Consider the following 21,054-nt stretch of genomic DNA (forward strand, 5'->3'; position numbering starts at 1 on the left):
CTACTAGAAAACCCGGAAAATGGCATCATGGTAGCGATTAATCAAGTAGAGAGTGGCATTCTCAAGTCAATTAAAATATCTGCCCAATAAATTGAACATTTGACAAGACTTATTTTTAAGAACAGGCTGATTTTTTCTCTTTTGAATAATCAATAATTATTTTTTTATCCATCACTGCCAACAGAACCGATAAATCTGGGGAAATTCTTTCTGTTAAGTTTAGCTGTTGAGTCGCAATCTCAAAAGTTTTTCCTTGCAGTATTTGATAACCAATTTCCATAACTTCAGACCAAGTCACCTCACTTTCAAGATAAGCTTTCGCCATAGTCATTAGTAGTTCTTGATATTGATTTCCCTCAGTTTTTGTCATCATTGTGTGGGGAATTTCAAACATTTTATCAAAGCTGTAATACCAAGATTTTGGCTGTTGTTCAATTGTCGCTTTAGAAAAACATTGCAATTCACAGTGATTGATAGCTGGATCGTTTTCACTAGAAATAATGAACATCGGCACTGCTAAATTCGTTTTGACTCTATCAATAATTTCTTGGCCCATTTCTAAAAAAATCCGCAGTGCTGGAATGCGGAAGCCTTCATAGCCAAAATTACCTGTATTATCTTTATTCAGCCATTCATAATAAATTGGGAGAACTTCCACAACAAAATTTATGATTGCATTATTACCACTTATGTAAGGAGCAAATAGCAAAGCTTTTTCAATTGATTGGGGATGTTCCAAGGCTAAAGTTGCTGCTAAGTTTCCACCTGTGGATATTCCACCGACTATCACTTGCTCTCCTAAATTTTGTGCCACCTTCAACCAATAAAGTGCAAACTCTTGGTAAATTTCGCGTTCCATTGGTAGAGGAGGGGGATTGTCTCCATTCCAATCTCCAGCGACTCCATGACCTGGTTGTAAGGGTACTAAAACATTGTAACCAGCGTCAAATAGTTTTTTTCCTATTGGTTCAAACTGGTAGGGGCCAGCAGTAAATCCGTGGAAAAAAAGGCAAACTTTTGAAGTAGCACGTGGATGGAGAAAAATTTTTGAGCGGCAAGCATCATTTCTTATTGGTAGAGTTTCCTCTACTGATTTGACTTCTTGAAAGATGCCTGCTTTTGTTGTGCAATAGTCAGATATATTTGACATGTTTTATACAGATTTAAGTTATTATTTTTTTCGGGAAAAACTCCAGTTCACTTGAATATGCTACCAGACCTATAACTTTTCAAAAAGAAACTAAATCGTCTATGGTAACACTGTAAAGTCATCATTTTGTGTCTAAAAAGTCACTGTCATTACTTTGTTTATTATACGTGGAGAACACAAGGCGAGAAAAAACAAGGTAGCAATGGTATTCTATGCTGTTAGCTCTAGCACGTTAAACTAGGTCTGATAACAGCCACTCTGTAAACATATGAGGCTTTTATGGCAGCTGATCTGCAACAGATTGCTTATTATTTAGACAACCTTGGTTGGGACTACCGTATCGATCCAGAAGAAGGCCGTATTATCACAGGTGTAGAAAGTGATAATGTTGAAGATTTCCTGATTGTTGTCCAGCTGGACGAGGAGGGAAAATATTTCCGGCTATTTGCCCCCCAAGTGTTATCAGGGGTGAGCGATCACCCTCACAAAGCAGCTATTCTTCAAACAATGCTGTATATTTCCTGGGAAACCAAAATGCTGCAATGGGAGTATGATCCATCAGATGGGGAAATCCGTGCGATAATTGAGTTTCCCCTGGAAGACTCGATTCTGACAGAAAAACAATTTAACCGTTGTTTACATGGGTTAGTTCAGCTTGTAGATTCTGTGGCCATACCCCGTCTGATGGCAGTGATGGAAACGGGTCATGACCCGGGTAATGTAGAACTTGGTGAGAGAATTCTACTCAGCATTCAGGAACAGTCTCCTGGATTGCTAGATCTCTTAGAAAAGGCGATGGAAGCTCGTAAAAAACGAGGAAGTTTTCCTAGCGAATGAGTCGGATCGCCAGTGAAATCGCTATACTCCAAAGTGATACCCTCAAGATACTGAAGTTTTCTAGGGCTGGATATTATGACATCCTATGTAACCTCCTCTGCTAAAGCAGAAATGAGTGAACTACGGCGGTTAAAGGGCTTATTACCACCGGAATTGCAAAGTTGGGTCACGGTTGAAGGTACAACTGAGGTTAATCCACCGATGATCCGCTGCGAAGAAATTGGCAAAGACCAAGTCGAAGTTCAAATCGATTTGGCAAAATGGGATTCACTGGCGATGGATCAGCGCAATTTACTATTTTGGCACGAAGTAGCCCGCATTCAAAATGATACTATTCCCAAAGATGGTTGGGAAATGGCGGCGTTGGCGATTGGTTTGGGCGGCGCTGTCGGTGAGTTGTGGGTACAGGATGGATTGTTGCTAGTATTAGCTTTGGGTTTGTGCGGAGTTTCCGGCTGGCGACTTTATCAAAAGAATAGTGGCGAAAAGCAATTCAAAGAATTAGTTGATGCGGACGAGAAAGCGATCGCCTTAGCAACTCGCTTCGGTTACACTCTCCCTAATGCCTACAAAAGTCTGGGTAGCGCCTTGAAAACCCTTATTGACACCACACCCAGCAAGCGCCTGCGTTCTAGATACGAAGCACGGCTGTCTGCCCTTAAGCGTAGTGCCAATAAGGCAAAATCAAAATCTAGGAATATCGATGAGGGCGAAATTTAACAGTCATCAGTTATCAGTTATCAGTTACCAGTTATCAAAAAGAAATACGGATTCGTTTCTTTTGTTAACCCTTCGGGTGTGCGCAGAGCGCACGCCTTACGGCGAACGCCAGATGCCTCTGTCGGGAAACCCTCTCCGTTTGCGTAGCGCCCCCTATGCCTGCGGCACGGCTACGCCTATCGGGGGTAGTTGCCACAACGCGCTTAACCCGACGCCCTTCGGGTTCGCCAGTCGCCTACGGAGGGAGACCCTCCTGCAGCGCTGGTCTCACCAGATACCTCTGTCGGGAAACCCTCATCAAGTACTGGCTCCCTCCGGGTTCACCAGTCGCCTACGGCGGGAAACCCGCCTGCAGCGCTGGATTCACCGCAAGGCACAACTCTTGGCAGCACTGGACTCACTGTTCACTGTTAACTGTTCACTGATTTAAGTATGACTCCGCCGTCTGAGCCATAAACCGCTTAAACCCAGTAACATAAGCCCAGTAGTTGTTGTCGCTTCTGGCACTTTTTGTGCTGGGATAAATCTGCCAAGTTCAGCAGAACTCACTTTAAACGAGTAAAGGAACCCAGGAATTAACTTTTGACCATTTGGGCAGCCACTGTCAATCGGTCTCTTGCTATAGCTGGTACCATTGGCATTGGTACAAATGTCAAACTGAGTAGAATTGTCGTCTTGGGTGACACTAAAATCATTGTCCGTCCCAATCAGCAGGGCATAAGAACCATCATTGAGTCGCGGACCAATTGCCAGACCTTCCATCTTTTCTGCTATCTTTGTCCAATCACCTGGATTGTCAGGACTCAAAGTTGCAGCAATATCCAAAAATAAAGATTTACTTACTGGGTTAACACCTGTGGGTAATGTATTGGTGTTTGCCAAACTGATTGTGCTGACATCAGTTGCACCCGTTAAATCAATTTTGTACACTCGCTTGCTACCAACAGGTAGTGGTGTCTGGGTTGGATCTTGTACCAAATTATTCAGTGCGTCCACCCCAAACCCGCGATTATCTCTTTCTATGACTAGGAATTCCTTTTCATTAAGCGCAGTAATAGAACTCAGACCAATATTACGCCCTTGGGAAGTTGCCGCAAAATCATCTTTTGTCCCAGGAATGCGGGAGTTAATGTCTGCTAAACTCTCTAGCTGATAGATGTACTGATCCGTACTTTTTCCAGTTGCTGTGTCAAATTCTACTAATCGTAAATTGCCACTGAGTCGTCCGTCTGGTGAACCACCGTTAGAACCTTCGTTCACTAAGGGACCTTGTAGTACAGCATAGAGTTTGCTACCATCAGGTAGGAGAGTTAAGCCTTCAAATCCTCGATTATCTTGGCGTCCATTGGTAATGGTAGGACGACCATCGACAAAGTTGAGCTTGCCATTCGCTTCTTTAGGAATTAAATTTTCTGGAATGGTAAATGCCCGTAAGAATGAACCATCAGGTTTGAATTCATACACAGATGTATCATACTCATCAGACACATAGAAATGACCATTAGGAGCAACAGCAAAGCCTTCTGGGTCAAAACTTAAACCAAGAGTTCCTGCATTGCCATTCAGCAATGTGGGGTTCAATCCGTTAAAATTTTGACCATCTTTTGTGAACAAAATTGTTTCTAGTACTTGAAAATTTGCAATTGCCCCTGTGTTGCGATCAACATCTAAAGAAAACTTTTGTACTCGTGTGTTATACGAAATTCTGCCACCACCGGGACCGCGAGGGTGCGGAGCACCCGCCCAAAGGGCGAACGCCCAACCCATAATATACATTGTTCAAGCGATCGTAGTAGAGATCCGAAAAATATCCCAAACGATTCACATTGGCGCTGTTGCCACTAGATGGGTATAAATCTGTACTTTCACCAGGGATAGAGAGGGTATTGTTCAAGGAAATACCATATGCCGATTTTATGTATCCTGTAAAACTTACAGCGGACACAATTAACGACCAGCTTAACAGGGAAAACAAATGCTTTGCTTGAATCATCTGTAAGAAAAAAAGAATTACTTATGACTTTTTCAGCATCTGACTCCCGTATTAAGAACAGATTAACTCTGTATAAATGTCATTTTTTTACATCCAAACTTTATAGGATTGGGTTTTTGCTTGATCATATCTTTACAAAGGTTAGTAGTTAAGTTGGACAATTAATAACTAACTACTAACGCGTTTAGATTTTTACTCTCAAAAGTTAAAGTTGATTCAGCATTTTATGAGTTTGAGGAACGACACGTACACACTTGAGAAAACGCTTCATTAAAGCTTGCCAATTTAAGACTTGACTGGGAGAGGGAGCTACCACTGGTAGTTGTTTGAACGCACTAGGATCATCTAATGGCGTGACAGATTGTAAAAATACAGGAATAGATGGATTGACAGATGCTACCAATTGGGCAGAGCGTTCTAACTCAGTGGGATTTGTTGTTTGAGAAACAATGATTTTCACAAAAACTTCTACTTGTGATGTCCAACACAGCTGAAGAAATTCTGCATGTTCTCGCCAACGATTTTCGCCACTTGTACTAGGCATTTTGAAATCCATTCCCACAGAGTCTATTAGTGGTAGTATACTATTCAGTAGATCTGGACGATGTCCACCTGTTTCCAAGTATACAGGTAAATTTGTCACTGAGCGTACTTGGGGTAAAAATTCTACCAAAAATGGGGTGTGTAAAAGTGGTTCGCCACCCGTTAAGGTAATGGTATCGTGTAGACAAGGCAAGTTTTGTCGCTCAACCCATTCTAGTAACATGGGTAGTGAAACAGGATTCGAGTAAATTTTAAAGTCACGTAATCCAGGGGTTTGCTCTATCCTACAAGTAGCAGGTGCATTCCAAGTATGTGCGCTATCGCAAAAGTGACAACGCAAGTCACAAAGAGCAAAACGAATGAAAATTTGACGTGTTCCCACATTCAGTCCTTCCCCTTGTATGGCGGAAAAGACCTCTATCAGGCGTGCGGTAGGTGTAACAGTAGTCTTAAGGGTCATGTGATGATAGCAATAGGTATGTGCTAGGTTGGCACAAAAGCAAGAATGTTCTTCACGAAAAAAGTATGAAGCATTAAGTAAAAAGTATGAAGATACGGCAAAAGTGAGAAACAGAAAGTAGGAAATGAAGAATAAAATATGAAATACTTTATTTCTTACCCTTTATTCTTTCTTGGCATACTTCATCCTTTACACTTCAAACTTTAAGTTAGCTTCTTGTTCTGTTGTGAATCGTCCCTGATGATATCCAATCTCAACTGAAGTAACTATCAATTCGCTTGGACTAAATAGTGTTTGGCAGATTATATTGACATGGCAACGAAAGTGCAGGGTTTCATGACGACTAGCCAACCCAAAGAGGTAAATTTTCCGGTGACGTTCTCAAATGACACGGCAATTGTGCAGGTACCAGTGCGGTTGAGCGTGCTTGAGGCTGTAGCCTTTAAGCAAACCTGCCAAGAGATTACTCTAGCAAATCCCGATACTAGACAAATTATCATTGACTTTCACCAAACTACTTTTATGGATAGTAGTGGTTTAGGTGCCTTGGTCAGTAATTTGAAAATTGCTCATGAAAAAAATATCGAATTTATACTACGGAATGTGACCCCTCAGGTTATGTCAGTACTTAACCTGACAGGACTGGACAAAGTCTTTTCTATTGAGTCTCAAGGGCAAACATCATCAAAAAGCCAATTAGAAGGACTACCAACGACACATCCTTCTGTTCGTTCTTGGATGAAACGGTTTATAGACATAGTTGGATCACTAGTTGGTTTGCTGATTGTAGGAGTTTTGTTTATCCCTATTGCTGTGGCTATTCGACTCGATAGTCCCGGTCCAATTTTCTTTAGTCAAATTCGTTGTGGTTGGATGGGCAAACGCTTTCTGATTTGGAAATTCCGCTCAATGTATATTGACGCAGAAGCGAAAAAAGCCGAACTAGAAAAACAGAACCAGGTTCAAGGAGCATTTTTCAAAATAGACAACGATCCACGAATAACCAAGGTCGGACGCTTTTTGCGTCGAACCAGCCTAGATGAACTACCCCAATTTTGGAATGTTTTCAAAGGAGAGATGAGTTTAGTCGGTACCAGACCACCTACACCAGATGAAGTAGAGCGCTATGAAGTTCCAGAGTGGCAACGTTTGGATGTTAAACCAGGAATGACCGGAGAATGGCAGGTAAATGGACGGTCTAGTATCCGTAAATTTGAAGACGTCATTCGTTTAGATTTACAGTATCAAAAAAACTGGAATTTAATCTACGATTTGATGTTAATTTTTAAAACAGTAGCCATCTTATTTAAGAAAAACAGTGGCGCTGTTTAAATCTATTTTTACAGGTGTAAAGCAACGATTAGCTCGACAAAATGGATTTTGTCGAGCTAAGAGTGTTAAAAGCGCTTCTATAAACAAACAAGCGCAGGGCAAATGCATCTAAATTTTGCTGGATGAATTTTTAACAAAAATAGGACTTACGTACGCGCTACTAAAAACAGTGAGTTGCCTCCCTTGTCCCGCAGCGCGTGTCACGCCACTGCTCCACTTGGGGTTTCCCCAAGTAGAGCAGTGGCTCCCCTTGGGACGAGCGCGGTACTAGTGGTGGAGGCATGCACAAGGGTGTCAACAGAGAGTTATCGTACTTGTTGACACCCTTCGCCGTCTATGCACGCAAAGCAACCTTCGGTTAGCGCTCCGCCCGATGAAATCTTCCACCCGGCAACGCCAGACGCACGCCACATGCTTGTTCTGGTCTTATACCCTTTCACAAAAATCCTGATACATTTGACTCCCCCACTTGCCCACCATGTTCTAACTTTAAAGTGAAACGGTCTTACCGCACGGCGCTGACTCGACTTTGCGCGCCCGGTTGTCCTGTTCAGTCAAGGGAAAAATGTAGCAGTGTCCGAAACAAGCCTGCCAGATTTATAAGGGGGTTGGGTGAAACCCCTCCCACAAAATCTAAACACTCAATTTTTGATCTCCTGGCACTTATGTCAGATTTTTTTGTCATCAATCTCTTGAAGCTATACGTAAATCATATTTATATTTGAAAGAGCATAAGTAAAAACAATTACGTATTTACTTAAGTGAATTTAATGATATAGATAATTTATATAGCAATCCTTCAGGCAAAAAAATACTAACGCAACTCTTACAAACCAGCATCGAATTTTACTCAATCTTCAACAAAGAAAGGCTAACATTGGTAGCGTCTGAAGGGAAAATGCATATATCAACTCACACAAGTGCGGAATAAGGTTAACAACAAATGTTGTCATAGAAAGACACCAGGGTTATTCAGACTCAAACTAATTTGCTATGCGTATTTTGATTTACTCTTACAATTATTCTCCAGAACCAATTGGTATTGCTCCCCTGATGACTGAATTAGCAGAGGGATTGGTTAAGCGCGGACATCAAGTACGCGTAGTGACTGCTATGCCGAATTACCCTGAGCGTCGGATATACGAGAATTATCGGGGCAAGTGGTTTGTGAGCGAGTACAAGAATGGGGTTCAAATCCAACGGAGTTATGTTTGGATTCGTCCGCAGCCTAACTTAATAGACCGATTATTGCTAGATGCAAGCTTCGTGCTTACAAGTTTTTTCCCAGCGATCGCAGGTTGGCGTCCAGATGTCATTCTCTCAACCTCACCATCCTTACCTGTTTGCTTACCAACTGCCTTTTTAGGATGGCTATACAGATGCCCTGTAGTCTTAAATCTTCAAGATATATTGCCAGACGCTGCATTACACGTTGGATTGTTGAAGAACAAATTGCTTATTAAGGTGTTAACAGCACTAGAAAAATTCGCTTACCACAGTGCTACTAAAATTAGTGTGATTGCTGACGGTTTTGTAGAAAATTTACAAAAAAAGGGTGTAGCACTTGGCAAAATTGCACAAATTCCCAACTGGGTCGATATCAATTTTGTCCGACCTCTGCCAAAAGAAAATAACGCTTTTAGAGTAGCTCATAACCTAGATGGTAAATTTGTGGTGCTATACTCTGGCAACATTGCCCTCACTCAAGGTTTAGAAACTGTTGTAACAGCCGCTTCTTTGTTACGCCATATTCCAGAAATAACCTTTGTGATTGTAGGGGAAGCAAAAGGTTTGCAGCGGTTACAAATGGCTTGCACCGAATCCGGTGCTGATAATGTTTTGCTACTACCTTTTCAACCTCGCGAAAGTTTACCAGAATTGTTGGCAGCGGCTGATGTGGGTTTAGTGGTGCAAAAGAAAAATGTTATATCTTTTAACATGCCATCGAAAATCCAAATATTGCTCGGCAGTGGTCGGGCAGTGGTAGGATCAGTGCCCAGTAATGGCACAGCAGCTAGAGCTATTAAACAAAGTGCTGGTGGAGTGGTTGTTCCTCCAGAAAAACCTGAAGCTTTAGCAAAGGCGATTTTAGATTTGTACAACAACCCAGAAAAAGTAAAAACCTTAGGGTGTAATAGTCGCAAGTTTGCAGTTGAGCAGTATGCTTTTGAACAAGCATTAACTCGCTACGAGTCTTTGTTCTACTCAGTGCTCGCTGAAGATTCAACAATTGAGCCACTTGTCAATTCCTTTGCCCAAAAACGTCTCCTCCTCAGACCAAAGGAATCTAGATAGTAAAACTTCGTTAGAATAAAGTTATCTATTCATCACTCAAGTCGATGACTGCAACAAGCCTCCATTGTCAACAGGATTGCCTTTATGCGCGAAAAAGTCTTAACCTGGTTAACACAGAATGTTCCAACTCCCAGAGTGAACCACATTCTCAGAGTTGAGCAAATGGCAATGGATCTCGCAGTTCATTACAAAGTGGATCGAGAAAAAGCTGCACACGCCGGGTTAATGCACGATTTAGCAAAATGTTTTAAACCACAAAAACTTTTGCAAATGGCACACGAAGAGGGATTGGAAGTAGACGAAGTGATGGCAGCAAATCCCCATTTGTTGCATGCAGACGTAAGCGCGATCGTCGCAAGAGAGACATTCGGCGTAGACGATGAAGAAGTGTTACAAGCTATTGCCAATCACACTTTAGGTAGACCAGGCATGAGTCAGCTGTGCTCTATCGTGTTTTTAGCTGATAGCATAGAGCCAGGACGAGGCGATACCCCACAATTGCAATCATTAAGGCAACTTAGCCGTCAAAATATTCATCAGGCTGTGGCTTTGACCTGTGACTTTACTCTCAAATTATTGCTTGAGAGTTCTTGTTTGATCCATCCGCGAGTCATCCTCACACGTAACTGGTTCCTACAAAAATGGAAAGCCAAACAGCCGATTGTACAAAAAACCGTATAGATGCCTGTTTTTTTTGTTAGTATTCAAAAAAACCAATTCTCACAGTTGCAATTTAATTGTAGTTCACGAGTCATTGTAAAAAATTGTTAAAAAAAAAGAGAGCAGCTGAGGTTTAATGTCTGATTATTTCCCAAGCAATTTCCCAAGACAATCGATCGCAGTGACAAACAATCTAGTAGGAAGCCCACAGGTTGACACCAACGATGTGAGTGGAAAGATCGCATTGAAGGTCGCCGAAGCGGCATCAGACCGCAAAGCAGGTGATATATTACTGCTAAAGGTAGCAGATGTCTGTTACCTGGCAGATTACTTTGTGCTGGTGACGGGCTATTCGAGAGTACAGGTGAGAGCGATCGCCGAGGCAATTGAAGAAAAAGTCAAACAAGAATTGCAAAGGCGTCCCTTACGAGTAGAAGGAAAATCTGAGGCTTCCTGGGTGGCGCAAGACTATGGGGAAGTCATTGTTCATATCATGTTGCCAAAAGAACGGGAGTTTTATAATCTAGAAGCGTTTTGGGGACATGCAGAACGTATCGAGTTTTCAACTTCCGTAGATGGTGAGGGTAAACCAACATGATGAAATCTTCGGTCTCAAATTGCCCAGTTCCCTCTGAACAGCAACCACTTAATGAGTACGAAGAGTTAAAATCCTCCTGGCTGTTTCGCGACTGTACCTTAAATTTGCGCGAGTATATCACAAAAATAGCGTGGATTTGGGGAATATCGTGGTTGGTGGCATTCCCAGTCGCAGCAGCAAGCTTTGCCCCACATAAGCAGAGTGCACAGTTTATTATCAGCAGTATAGCAGGATCAAGTGTGGGAGTCGTGCTAGTAGTAGCACGGCTATATTTGGGCTGGTCTTATATCCGCGATCGCCTGATGAGTCCAATCATCTTTTACGAAGAGTCGGGATGGTATGACGGTCAAAATTGGATGAAACCACAGGAAGTGCTGACACGCGATCGCCTGATTGTTTCATACTCTATAAAACCAATTATAACTCGGTTAAAAATGACCTTTGCTGGCTTGGCTGTATTGTTCGTTGCTGGTACGATAGTTTGGCACCTAGTGTAATCGTCATCAGTCATCAGTCATGAGTCATTTGTTATTTACAAAAGACTAAAGACAAAAGACTAAAGACAAAGGACAAAATTATGGTAAATTTCTACCCATGACAATGGGAAAACGAACACAAGCCGCCGCATTAGAAGTCAGGTTATTGCGTGAAGGCATTATAGAATCAAAGCATATCGTCCAAGCCGTCGTCTGTGATGATCGAGGACGAGTGCTATCGGTTGCTGGAAACGCTGAAACTGCAACATTTGTTCGTTCGGCGCTCAAACCATTTCAGGCGATCGCAGTAACCAGCACAGGCACTTTAGAACGCTATAACCTAAGCGATAAAGACCTAGCGATTATGACAAGTTCCCATAGAGGAACAATAGAGCAAGTCAGACAGGCATTTAATATACTTTGGCGAGCTGATGTCGATCCTTCAGCACTCCAATGTCCAATCCCAGAAGGTAAGTACAGTCGTTTGGAATACAATTGTTCTGGCAAACACGCAGGCATGCTCGCCGTTTGTCAACAATGCAATTGGTCCTTAAATAACTACTTGCAGCGAAAACACCCAGTGCAGCAGTTAATTCTCACCAAAGTATCAGAATTGCTGCGAATGCCAGCAGAGGAATTCATCAATGCTCATGATGACTGTGGCGCGCCTACATATTTGATGCAACTCGGTCAAATGGCGTCATTGTATGCTCAGCTTGCTTCTCGTAGCAGTTTGGACATAGAGCGTATTGTCCGTGCCATGACGCATCACTCCGTGATGGTGGCAGGAGAGGGAGAATTAGATACAGAACTGATGCGTTTAGCCCTTGGAGATGTCGTCAGTAAAGCTGGTGCTGAAGGAGTACAGTGCATTGCCAGATTGGGTGAGGGCATGGGATTGGCAATTAAAGTGATGGACGGAGCAAAGCGAGCAAAGTATGCCGTTGCCATTCACCTACTCAAGCAGTTGGGCTGGATTACTCCCAGCGTTGCCGAAGCCCTGTCAGAAAAATTCATGAACCTCGGTAAATACAAGCGTTTAGAAGTTATTGGAGAATTATCGATTTTATAGTTGCCAAATTTCTGACTATAGTGTTATAGTTAGGAAGACGAAGAGACGACGCGGGATAGAGCAGCCTGGTAGCTCGTCGGGCTCATAACCCGAAGGTCAGTGGTTCAAATCCACTTCCCGCCACCAAATAAAAGATAAAGCAAATCCCTACAATTGTAAAAAGTTGTAGGGATTTGTTATTGAAAAGTCAGATGCAACTTAAACTTGTCACGAATGGGATGTACTCGTCTTGGTAGAAATGTAATGTGAGGGCATTGTTATTTTTTCAGATAACTCAGATAACAATGCTTTATTTCTAAATTTGAATGTATGTTTTCAATTTACAATTACTAGAAAGACGAAACAGGTCATGGGCAGCAATCAACCACCAGCGAACAATCAGCCACAGGTTATCCTTATTACTGGGAATATGGCTGCCGGAAAATCTAGCGTTGCCCAGGCAGTTGCCGAGCAGTTGCCGAAAAGCGTGCATCTTCGTGGTGATATCTTCCGTCGCATGATCGTGAATGGGCAAGCGGAGATGACGCTTGAACTGTCAGCACAGGGGTATCAGCAACTCCGTCTGCGATACCGCCTCGCGGCGATGGCGGCAGAACTTTACCTGCAGGCTGGCTTTACGGTAGTCTATCAAGACATCATTATTGGTTCAGAGCTTAGCGAGGTCATCACCTATTATCACGATACCCCTGTGTCAGTTATCGTCTTATGTCCGAGACCGGATGTCGTGGCGGCGCGGGATACTGCACGTGAGAAGACGGGCTACGCCAACGAAGAAATGGTGCATGCGTTCGACCACGTTTTACGCACCGAGACACCACGACTCGGCTACTGGTTGGATACGTCCGATCTCACCGTTGCACAGACGGCTGATCATATCCTCAAACATCTTCCGCAAGCGGCTGTCCCGCTGCACTCAAGCAACGAGTAAACGTCACCGGCGTTGCCGACGAACATCACGTCAGAGTATCAGCCACTTGGTTCAAAGCTCCAAAACCAGCAGATGCTACTCTCATCTATAGACAATCTGAAGACGAAATATCCAAGCGAGCAAGAAGTTCCACCTTCACAGCATTTGAGAGGCTTTTACTGCAAAGCTGGCTGGATCGAAGCTCTCTACATTGATAATTTTCGTATTCACGAAAGACATTGCTATTCGTACACCGAGAATTCTTGGCATCACGAGTTACTTGTCCCATAGCATTAAGGTTGCTGACAGCGGTTTTCATATGAATAGACCACAAATCGTAGGGTGGGCATTGCTCAGAAAAGCCGATGAGATATTATAGCCGTTGCCAGGTAGATTAGGACATGAACTCATGAAAAAATATGGACATTACGAGACTTTCAAACTTCTTGACGAGTTAAGCATTTCCTGTTCCCTGTTCCCTGTTCCCTGTTCCCTGTTCCCTACGTCCTAATAGAGTTGGCTATAGCTATAATGAGCAATGCCCACCAGATCTGAAAACCGCTGTCAGGAGTATGTGAAGTAAAAAAGCCACCCAGAAAGGATGAGTGGCTCAGCTTATGCGATTTATGCGCTCAGATAGCGCTAATAGACCGTTCGCACCCTTGCGGTAAGCCGAAGAGTGCGTTTACGACTCAGGAATTAAACATCGTAATAGAGGGCAAATTCGTAGGGATGAGGACGTAACCGCATGGGGTTAACTTCATTATCTAACTTGTAAGAAATCCAAGTTTCAAGGAAGTCTTCGGTGAACACGCCTGATTCTGTTAAGAAAGCGTGGTCTTTCTCCAGTGCTTCCAATGCTAGTTCCAAAGAACCCGGAGTTGAAGGAACTTTCGCCAGTTCTTCAGGAGAAAGTTCATAAATATTCTTATCCAGAGGTTCACCTGGGTCGATTTTGTTCTTAATTCCATCTATTCCGGCACACAGCATCGCAGCAAATGCGAGGTAGGGGTTAGAAGTCGCATCAGGACAACGGAACTCCAACCGCTTGGCTTTGGGGTTAGTACCAGACAAAGGAATACGGATAGAAGCAGAACGGTTACCTTGGGAATAAGCCAAGTTTACAGGTGCTTCATAACCGGGTACCAAGCGCTTGTAAGAGTTGGTGGTGGGGTTAGTAATTGCTAGCAGTGCTGGTGCATGCTTGAGGATACCGCCAATGTAGTGCAACGCCATTTCACTCAAGCCAGCGTATTTATCTCCAGCAAACAGCGGTTGACCATCTTTCCAAATGGACTGGTGGGTGTGCATTCCAGAACCGTTATCGCCAAAAATTGGCTTAGGCATGAAGGTGACGGTCTTGCCATACTTCTTGGCTACGTTCTTGATGACATATTTATAAGTCATCAGCCAGTCAGCTGCTTCAATCAACTTACCAAACTTGAAGCCCAATTCGCACTGTCCACCAGTGGCTACTTCGTGGTGTTGCTTTTCAATTGGTACTCCGCACTTTGCCATTGTCAGCAGCATTTCTGTGCGAATATCCTGGAAAGTATCCGTAGGGGGAACTGGGAAGTAACCCTGTTTGAAGGGAGGTTTGTAACCCAGGTTAGGACCTTCTTCTTTGCCAGAATTCCAACGACCTTCAACTGAGTCTACGTAGTAGTAGCCTTGGTGCGCCGTTTGGTCAAAGCGGACATCATCAAAAATGAAAAATTCAGCTTCTGGACCAAAGAAAGCTGTTTCACCAAGACCAGTGGAAACTAAATAATCTATTGCTTTCTGGGCAATAACACGAGGACAACGGCTGTACCACTCACCTGTCCGTGGTTCCTTAATGCTACAAATGATACTCAGAGTTGGTTCTTGCATGAAAGGGTCGATCCAGGCAGTGTTTGGATCGAGTACCATCGACATGTCTGATTCATTGATGGTTTTCCAACCCCGGATACTAGAACCGTCGAAAGGTACGCCGTCTGTAAAGGAACTTTCATCGATTTGGTTATGGAAAAGCGTCAGGTGCTGCCAAATTCCTGGGGTATCGATGAATTTCAGATCAATCATCTGAATGTTATTGTCCTGAATCTGCTTCAGAACTTCTTGTGGGGTTGTCATGGTTACTCCTTAATCTGCCGATTTTTTAATAGTAAGACCAGAGTGTTCAAAGCATGTTGACCCCGCTTGTAAATCCACATCCATGAGCCACCTGCAATATCGTAAAGATTTGAATTTGGATGATTTTGTATTTTTTGTTACAAAATGTCAAGTTAAAAGATTATCTTTAACCTTTCCTTAACTAGTTTCACAAAAGTAGACAGTTGATCTCGCAGGGGTCAACTTTGGCATAGAATCCATAATTAGCGCTATAGATTGTTTTTGTGCTGGGGCTTTTTTTACAAGAGGCATAAATGCTAAAAGCAGTCAGATTAATATCAAACCATAGAAAGGATTAATTAGGAGAAAAAGAAATGCGGGATGCAGTAACCGGTTTAATTAAGAATTATGACGTTGCAGGTCGGTATTTCGACCGGAATGCCATTGACAGCCTTAAGTCTTACTTTCTAAGCGGTACCGCACGTGTGCAAGCAGCAGCGGCTATCAATTCAAATGCGGCGATAATTGTCAAGCAGGCTGGTTCTCAATTATTTGATGAACTGCCAGAGTTGATTCGCCCAGGTGGAAATGCCTACACCACTCGTCGTTATGCGGCTTGTTTGCGCGATATGGACTACTACCTACGCTATGCTAGCTATGCTCTTGTTGCTGGTAGTATGGATGTCTTAGATGAACGGGTGCTGCAAGGACTACGGGAAACTTACAATTCTTTGGGAGTGCCTATTGGTCCAACAGTTCGTGGTATCCAGATTATGAAGGAAATTGCGAAAGAGCAAGCGGCTGCAGCAGGTGTGACAGATACTTCCTTTGTCGATGAGCCATTTGACTACATGACTGAAGAGTTTAGCGAAACAGATGTTTAACAGTTATCAGTTATCAGTGAGCCAGCGCAGCAGGAGGGTCTCCAACGCCAGATACCTCTGTCGGGAAACCCTCCTATGGCACAAAGTGCCACGCTACGCTATCAGTACTGGCTCCTCCGTAGGCGACTGCGTTAGCGCAGCGGAACCGGAGGTTCTCCCCGAAGGGTTATCAGTTGCTTGATAACTGTTCACTGTTAACTGTTCACTGATTGAAATTGCTCTGTCAGTTTTTAAATCAGGCGAGTTTCCCTGAGGTAACTCGCTTTTTTCCACCTTCGCGATGCATACCGCACTAAAGCTGAAAATTCGCCACAATAGAAAGTGCCAACGATTGAGGCGCTGGTTATGGAAGAATTACTAGAGTTAAAAGATTTGTTGCTCAAAGGTGATGTACCAGGAGCGTTGGTCATCGTCGAAGAATTAGAAGAGATGAGCCGTAACGATATAATCAAGACAATTCGTAGCTACGCGATAATTCTGCTGTTGCATCTGATTAAACAGCAAGCCGAAAATCGTACAACTCGCTCTTGGGATGTCTCTATTCGTAATTCAGTTCGCGAAATTCAAAGAGAGAATAAGCGTCGTAAAGCAGGAGGTTTTTATTTAACTCCTGAAGAATTGGTGGAAACCCTGCAAGAAGCGTACTTAAATGCTATCGATGAGGCAACCCTCGAAGTAGAAGAGGGACGTTATCAACCAGAAGAATTAGAACAACTGGTTGATCGAGAAAAAATTATAAATAGTGCATTAAATTTAATAAAACCACAATAGATAAAGATAATTGGTTAAAAAACGACTCGACACTCTATTAGTAGAACTCAATTTAAGTTCGTCTCGCGCCTTAGCACAGCGCTTTATCCAAGCGGGAGAAGTCACGGTTAATGGTCAGATAATTGACAAGCCAGGTACGGAAGTTGATATTGCGGCTCAAATTCAAATTAAGGAGCGATCGCGCTTTGTTTCCCGAGGCGGCGAAAAGTTAGCAAAAGCATTGGAAGTCTTTGCTATTCCTGTAGAAGGACGAATTTGTTTTGATGGTGGTATCTCCACAGGTGGCTTCACTGATTGCTTGCTGCAAGCTGGGGCAAAGCTGGTTTATGGGGTTGACGTTGGTTATGGACAAGTTGACTGGCGTCTGCGAAATGATTCTCGCGTGGTTTTGAAGGAACGCACCAATTTACGGTATTTGACACCAGAACAGTTATATGTTATACTCTCCCGAACTTCTAAAGGGGGGGAATATGCTGATTTGGCGGTGGTTGATGTGTCGTTTATTTCCTTAACCAAGATTTTGCCTGCTTTGTGGCAGCTGCTGCAATCTCCTCGGGAGGCTGTATTGTTAGTGAAACCCCAATTTGAAGTGGGAAAAAACCGCGTTGGTAAAAAAGGCGTTGTGCGTGACTCTAAAGACCAAGCCGAGGCAATTTTTCAGGTGTTGCAAGCGGCTGGTGAATTAGGATGGAAGTACAAAGGTTTGACTTGGTCACCTCTTACTGGTCCTGCTGGGAATATCGAGTATTTATTGTGGCTGGGTATGGAAAGTGAAACTCCACCCCCTGATTTAGAAGTCCTACAACAAATGACTCAATCTGCAGCATCTGAACTTCGAGACAAATAACCTCTTGGCGTCCTTGGCACGCCAGTTGCTACCCCAAATATCCCCCTAACTCTTGCCGCAAACGATACAAAATCGTATTTGGTTCCACTTCAGCTAAGATTTCTTTAATAACTGTACTCGCTCCCAATTGTCCCCAAGAACAGCCTTTTTCTAAATAGACTTGTGCTGCTTTTCCCACAGTATATGCTCCGTAGCCTGCGATACCAGCTTGCGTCATTGCAGTTCCCGCATAAGCAGTGATATTTATTGGGTTTTCTCCAGAAGCAATTGCAGCTGTACTCTTACCCAAACCTAACAGGAAACTGCTACCTAGTTCTCCCAGCAGTAAGCCACCAGAGCTTAATAAAATCGTTTTTAAAAAATTTCCTGCTTCGTACCCAGTCATTGGTAAGCCGTACAGGCGTGCAAGTGAGCGAATCAAAGCTAAATCGGCAACTGTTCCGCCTAGAACATCTAACAAGGGGATGGGATTTAGTCCTACTGCTAAAGCTTTGTATTTGGTAAATCGCCAAATCAGGTCTTCTGCTTGTTGTTGGCGAAAGTCGATGGTTTTTTGGGCGATCGCCTCTTGTGCATCTCGTGCTTGGATGAGTGCGTTTAAAGCAAGAAGCGATCGCCCCTCACGATTGAGAATTTTAAGAATTGTTTCTTTTAATTCGTCTATTTGTGGTGGTGGAGTCTCCCATTCATGTGCGACACTACCATCAGACCATTCAACCCGTACTTCCATCGGTGCAGGTTCCGCCGCCACCATCACAATTTCATCAGGTTTTAAGGGTTTTCCCTGGGGATTTCCTGCACCCAACTGTTGTAAATTATTGTAAATTGTTGTTTTGTCTGTATCTGGGTAAAGGTCTATTTTGTTGAACACCAAAATTAAAGGTTTTTGTGCTTGACGCAATTCACACAGCATCTCGTACTCAGTGCGAGTGATATCACCAGATACGACAAAGAGAATCAAATCTGCCTGACGCACGACTTCTCGCGCCATTTGTGCCCGAGATGCACCCTCAATTTCATCTAATCCTGGTGTATCAATTAACTCCACCTGCACCTTACCACCAGGATTCCAGCGTACAGAACGGGGGTACTGAGTCACACCGTTAAGAGGACCAGTTTGTAAAATCTTTTGTCCCAGTAAAGCATTCAACACCGCTGACTTTCCACGACTCACCAAACCAAAAACAGCAATACGAACCAGGTTATAGTCTAGTTTGTTAAGTGTCGAGGTCAAAAGTTCCAATTCTGGTTTGACCAAACCTGCTAATTGTGAGTTTGATGACGACTGTCCCGGTTTACGAAGATTTCCATACCAAGACAGCGCAAGGCTTAGACTAGCACGCGCACGGTTTAAGTGAGTTTCTTGGACGTTCTTTGACACTGGATTTATTTGAGTCAATACTATACCAATTTTATATTTTGCGAAAAGTTTTGAGACTGATTTTGGATTGGAAACATCAAGCTAACAGCCGACTCCTAATCGCAAAATACGGGTATCGTTAGGTTTAATGGCAGGAGTGCAATCTATTGCTACAAGGTAAGTAGAAAATTAAAGATACCAAATTACCACTCATCTTGTACTGGGGTTTTTAGCGGCTAAATTTAGTCTCTATCAAATTATTCAGGAGTTTCCAAAGTTGGTTCATACTGCAAATAGTTGGTTGTTTGCATTATAGCTACGATTAGTCTGATTTGGAGACTGTTAGATTTTCAGTCTCGGTTTTTTTTGCGATCTGTTTTTGCGATCTGTGTTTCTTCTTAATTTCAGCAGAAAAATATAACGTAAGGGTGACGACTAATTTTTTTTGTTTTAGGATTATGTTTAAAGCGGCTACATTACTTGAAAATGAGGAAAAATAGTACATCCAAATGTAAATATAGATTCATTAATGAATTTCCTTTAGTTCCCTTTTAACTTTCTACATTAAATTATTTTGAGGTTTCACATATGAGCAGCTTTCATTCCAGGAAGGCACCAAAATGGTTGAAACATTTTATCACCAACGCCAACAATTCATTAACAGGAAAATATAATTTATATAGGGGTAAAAAACTTAATTTTTTAAAAGTCATTTTGATACTCGAAACGTCAGTTCTTCCAACAATTCTTCCTTGGGTAATCTTTTGTGGCATGTATGGATTTATTGTAACAATATTATGCAAGCGTTTTGATTTTTTTAATGGCTTCACAAATAAGAATGGTGTTCTTACAAATGCTATTTTTGCTTTCAATATTGGTTTTAGTTTGTTATTGGTATTCCGGACAAATACAGCGAATGAGCGGTTTTGGGAAGGTCGTAAACTTTGGGGTTCTTTAGTTAATGCAACTCGTAACCTGGCTCAGGGAATTTATGTAATAGTTAAAGAGAAATCACATAAAGATAAAGTTAAAAAAGAGGCAACAATTCGGCTATTAGTTGCTTTCGCTGTCGCGATGAAGTTACATCTTAGGGCAGAACCTTTGGACGAGCAGTTAGCGTCCTTAATTTCCGAAATGCAGTATTTAAAACTTAAAGAAACTCATCATCCTCCTTTACAAATTTCCTTATGGATTAGAGATTATTTGCAGTATCAACACGAGCATAATTCTCTAGATATTTATCAGTTGACTGCCTTACATAACTTGGTGAATGAGTTAGTAGATATTTTGGGTGGCTGTGAACGCATTTTAAAAACTCCAATGCCTTTGATATATAGTATTGTACTAAAACAATTATTATTAATTTTCTGTCTAGTATTGCCTCTTGAAATAGTCGGTGATTTAGGTTGGTGGACTGGTATCGTTACGGCTTTTATCACGTTCATTTTATTAAGTATTGAAGAAATTGGCTCAGAAATCGAAGAGCCTTTCGGGCACGATCCCAGTGATCTACCGTTAGATGTGATTTGCAATACAATCCAACGAAATCTTGAAGAGTTAATTAGCCTCGCTCCTAGTAGTAATGAGTTTGACTGGCGAGCTTAAGACTATAAACTGAAAATTATCAAATCTTTAATGCGCGTAGGGGCTTGTACCCTTTATACTCCTTACTCAGCCTTCCTATAACCTTCAACAGCAGCAACTGTGACATTAATAAACGGATTATCAAGCACTTCCTTAAACGCCTCAATTAATGCAGCCTCAGTAGCACTGCGTAAACGTTGCCAGGTGGTTGGCTTGTCGTGCTTGATATGGGCTATTGCTTGATTGGCGATCGCTCGCTTTTCAGGTTCAGTAGTTGGATAAGTCACAGATAGTTGATTTAGCAATTCCTGAATCTCTTTCGCTGCTTCCGCCAGATTTTGTTTTTGTTCTGGCGCGTAGTTGTGTTGAATGCCAACTTGATCGTGCTGGATGGTAACATCTCCTGTGTTGACATTGCCAGGAGCTTGATTGAAATGAAAACTATTTTGGTATTTAGAAGTTTCTGACATA

Annotated in this window: 20 protein-coding genes and 1 tRNA gene; 15 read left to right on the forward strand and 6 right to left on the reverse strand. The window is 42.6% G+C overall.

The genetic code is table 11. From position 1 onward, the window contains the following. Window positions 1-115: 115 nt before the first annotated feature. Entirely contained in the window at window positions 116-1,150 is a 1,035-nt protein-coding gene (locus tag DP114_RS25635; protein WP_246162768.1) for an alpha/beta hydrolase, read from the reverse strand. A gap of 279 nt (window positions 1,151-1,429) precedes the next feature. Here DP114_RS25635 and DP114_RS25640 point away from each other — a divergent pair, with 279 nt between their 5' ends. The 3 genes from DP114_RS25640 (at window position 1,430) to DP114_RS25650 (ending at window position 3,137) form a co-directional block, all read left to right on the forward strand. Then, entirely contained in the window at window positions 1,430-1,987 is a 558-nt protein-coding gene (locus tag DP114_RS25640) for a type III secretion system chaperone family protein (RefSeq protein ID WP_169268309.1), read from the forward strand. A 75-nt stretch (window positions 1,988-2,062) separates the two neighbouring features. Next, a complete protein-coding gene (locus tag DP114_RS25645; RefSeq protein ID WP_169153842.1) occupies window positions 2,063-2,707 on the forward strand; it encodes a DUF3318 domain-containing protein in 645 nt (214 codons plus the stop codon). Further along, window positions 2,691-3,137: a hypothetical protein gene (locus tag DP114_RS25650; RefSeq protein WP_216669937.1), complete on the forward strand. Its 447-nt coding sequence runs from the start codon at window positions 2,691-2,693 to the stop codon at window positions 3,135-3,137. The genes DP114_RS25645 and DP114_RS25650 overlap by 17 nt, the downstream gene beginning before the upstream one ends. On the opposite strand, the gene DP114_RS25655 is transcribed toward DP114_RS25650, so the two are convergent. Both DP114_RS25655 and DP114_RS25660 read right to left on the reverse strand, forming a co-directional pair. Further along, window positions 3,134-4,483, reverse strand: coding sequence for an esterase-like activity of phytase family protein (locus DP114_RS25655; RefSeq protein WP_322790688.1), 1,350 nt, complete (start codon window positions 4,481-4,483; stop codon window positions 3,134-3,136). The genes DP114_RS25650 and DP114_RS25655 overlap by 4 nt on opposite strands. A 422-nt stretch (window positions 4,484-4,905) precedes the next feature. Continuing rightward, entirely contained in the window at window positions 4,906-5,703 is a 798-nt protein-coding gene (locus DP114_RS25660) for a 7-carboxy-7-deazaguanine synthase QueE (protein ID WP_169266644.1), read from the reverse strand. A 312-nt stretch (window positions 5,704-6,015) separates the two neighbouring features. Here DP114_RS25660 and DP114_RS25665 point away from each other — a divergent pair, with 312 nt between their 5' ends. The 8 genes from DP114_RS25665 (at window position 6,016) to DP114_RS25700 (ending at window position 13,064) form a co-directional block, all read left to right on the forward strand. Then, window positions 6,016-7,035 (forward strand): anti-sigma factor antagonist, encoded by a 1,020-nt coding sequence (locus DP114_RS25665; RefSeq protein ID WP_171977460.1) that lies wholly within the window; start codon window positions 6,016-6,018, stop codon window positions 7,033-7,035. 993 nt (window positions 7,036-8,028) lie between these two features. Then, window positions 8,029-9,330, forward strand: coding sequence for a WcaI family glycosyltransferase (locus DP114_RS25670; protein WP_169266642.1), 1,302 nt, complete (start codon window positions 8,029-8,031; stop codon window positions 9,328-9,330). Window positions 9,331-9,414: 84 nt separating this feature from the next. Further along, entirely contained in the window at window positions 9,415-10,011 is a 597-nt protein-coding gene (gene yqeK, locus DP114_RS25675; RefSeq protein ID WP_171977461.1) for a bis(5'-nucleosyl)-tetraphosphatase (symmetrical) YqeK, read from the forward strand. Window positions 10,012-10,126: 115 nt separating this feature from the next. Continuing rightward, on the forward strand, window positions 10,127-10,588 hold the full coding sequence (gene rsfS / locus DP114_RS25680) for a ribosome silencing factor (protein ID WP_169266640.1): 462 nt from the start codon (window positions 10,127-10,129) through the stop codon (window positions 10,586-10,588). Further along, entirely contained in the window at window positions 10,585-11,085 is a 501-nt protein-coding gene (locus tag DP114_RS25685) for a CGLD27 family protein (RefSeq protein WP_169266639.1), read from the forward strand. Before rsfS ends, DP114_RS25685 begins: the two co-directional genes overlap by 4 nt. A gap of 97 nt (window positions 11,086-11,182) precedes the next feature. Continuing rightward, on the forward strand, window positions 11,183-12,136 hold the full coding sequence (locus DP114_RS25690; protein ID WP_169266638.1) for an asparaginase: 954 nt from the start codon (window positions 11,183-11,185) through the stop codon (window positions 12,134-12,136). Window positions 12,137-12,185: 49 nt separating this feature from the next. After that, window positions 12,186-12,262, forward strand: a tRNA-Met gene (locus DP114_RS25695). Window positions 12,263-12,485: 223 nt separating this feature from the next. Next, window positions 12,486-13,064 (forward strand): AAA family ATPase, encoded by a 579-nt coding sequence (locus tag DP114_RS25700; RefSeq protein WP_169266637.1) that lies wholly within the window; start codon window positions 12,486-12,488, stop codon window positions 13,062-13,064. A gap of 678 nt (window positions 13,065-13,742) precedes the next feature. Here the strand turns inward: DP114_RS25700 and glnA are convergent. Further along, window positions 13,743-15,158, reverse strand: coding sequence for a type I glutamate--ammonia ligase (gene glnA / locus DP114_RS25705; protein WP_169266636.1), 1,416 nt, complete (start codon window positions 15,156-15,158; stop codon window positions 13,743-13,745). Between the two features lie 353 nt (window positions 15,159-15,511). Between glnA and apcB the strand changes: the two genes are divergently transcribed. From apcB to DP114_RS25720, 3 genes are all read left to right on the forward strand, one after another. After that, entirely contained in the window at window positions 15,512-16,021 is a 510-nt protein-coding gene (gene apcB / locus DP114_RS25710) for an allophycocyanin subunit beta (RefSeq protein WP_169266635.1), read from the forward strand. A 345-nt stretch (window positions 16,022-16,366) separates the two neighbouring features. After that, on the forward strand, window positions 16,367-16,792 hold the full coding sequence (locus DP114_RS25715; RefSeq protein WP_169266648.1) for a DUF29 family protein: 426 nt from the start codon (window positions 16,367-16,369) through the stop codon (window positions 16,790-16,792). A gap of 10 nt (window positions 16,793-16,802) precedes the next feature. After that, entirely contained in the window at window positions 16,803-17,639 is an 837-nt protein-coding gene (locus tag DP114_RS25720; RefSeq protein ID WP_169266634.1) for a TlyA family RNA methyltransferase, read from the forward strand. Between the two features lie 28 nt (window positions 17,640-17,667). Here DP114_RS25720 and DP114_RS25725 read toward each other — a convergent pair whose 3' ends face one another. After that, complete coding sequence (locus DP114_RS25725; RefSeq protein WP_169266633.1) at window positions 17,668-19,038, reverse strand: GTP-binding protein; 1,371 nt, start codon at window positions 19,036-19,038, stop codon at window positions 17,668-17,670. A 549-nt stretch (window positions 19,039-19,587) separates the two neighbouring features. On the opposite strand from DP114_RS25725, the gene DP114_RS25730 reads away from it, so the two are divergent. After that, window positions 19,588-20,604 carry a bestrophin family protein gene (locus tag DP114_RS25730; protein WP_171977462.1) on the forward strand — a complete coding sequence of 339 codons (1,017 nt, stop codon included), beginning with the start codon at window positions 19,588-19,590 and terminating at the stop codon, window positions 20,602-20,604. A gap of 62 nt (window positions 20,605-20,666) precedes the next feature. Here DP114_RS25730 and DP114_RS25735 read toward each other — a convergent pair whose 3' ends face one another. After that, window positions 20,667-21,053 (reverse strand): hypothetical protein, encoded by a 387-nt coding sequence (locus DP114_RS25735; protein WP_171977463.1) that lies wholly within the window; start codon window positions 21,051-21,053, stop codon window positions 20,667-20,669. Window position 21,054 lies beyond the last annotated feature (1 nt).

This window comes from Brasilonema sennae CENA114 (assembly GCF_006968745.1).
Classification (GTDB): Bacteria; Cyanobacteriota; Cyanobacteriia; order Cyanobacteriales; family Nostocaceae; genus Brasilonema; species Brasilonema sennae.

Coding starts and splice junctions, on each gene's coding strand:
- DP114_RS25635 (WP_246162768.1), bottom strand. CDS start 1,150: ATGTCAAATATATCTGACTATTGCACAACAAAAGCAGGCATCTTTCAA.
- DP114_RS25640 (WP_169268309.1), top strand. CDS start 1,430: ATGGCAGCTGATCTGCAACAGATTGCTTATTATTTAGACAACCTTGGT.
- DP114_RS25645 (WP_169153842.1), top strand. CDS start 2,063: ATGACATCCTATGTAACCTCCTCTGCTAAAGCAGAAATGAGTGAACTA.
- DP114_RS25650 (WP_216669937.1), top strand. CDS start 2,691: ATGAGGGCGAAATTTAACAGTCATCAGTTATCAGTTATCAGTTACCAG.
- DP114_RS25655 (WP_322790688.1), bottom strand. CDS start 4,483: ATGTATATTATGGGTTGGGCGTTCGCCCTTTGGGCGGGTGCTCCGCAC.
- DP114_RS25660 (WP_169266644.1), bottom strand. CDS start 5,703: ATGACCCTTAAGACTACTGTTACACCTACCGCACGCCTGATAGAGGTC.
- DP114_RS25665 (WP_171977460.1), top strand. CDS start 6,016: ATGGCAACGAAAGTGCAGGGTTTCATGACGACTAGCCAACCCAAAGAG.
- DP114_RS25670 (WP_169266642.1), top strand. CDS start 8,029: ATGCGTATTTTGATTTACTCTTACAATTATTCTCCAGAACCAATTGGT.
- yqeK (WP_171977461.1), top strand. CDS start 9,415: ATGCGCGAAAAAGTCTTAACCTGGTTAACACAGAATGTTCCAACTCCC.
- rsfS (WP_169266640.1), top strand. CDS start 10,127: ATGTCTGATTATTTCCCAAGCAATTTCCCAAGACAATCGATCGCAGTG.
- DP114_RS25685 (WP_169266639.1), top strand. CDS start 10,585: ATGATGAAATCTTCGGTCTCAAATTGCCCAGTTCCCTCTGAACAGCAA.
- DP114_RS25690 (WP_169266638.1), top strand. CDS start 11,183: ATGACAATGGGAAAACGAACACAAGCCGCCGCATTAGAAGTCAGGTTA.
- DP114_RS25700 (WP_169266637.1), top strand. CDS start 12,486: ATGGGCAGCAATCAACCACCAGCGAACAATCAGCCACAGGTTATCCTT.
- glnA (WP_169266636.1), bottom strand. CDS start 15,158: ATGACAACCCCACAAGAAGTTCTGAAGCAGATTCAGGACAATAACATT.
- apcB (WP_169266635.1), top strand. CDS start 15,512: ATGCGGGATGCAGTAACCGGTTTAATTAAGAATTATGACGTTGCAGGT.
- DP114_RS25715 (WP_169266648.1), top strand. CDS start 16,367: ATGGAAGAATTACTAGAGTTAAAAGATTTGTTGCTCAAAGGTGATGTA.
- DP114_RS25730 (WP_171977462.1), top strand. CDS start 19,588: ATGAGCAGCTTTCATTCCAGGAAGGCACCAAAATGGTTGAAACATTTT.
- DP114_RS25735 (WP_171977463.1), bottom strand. CDS start 21,053: ATGTCAGAAACTTCTAAATACCAAAATAGTTTTCATTTCAATCAAGCT.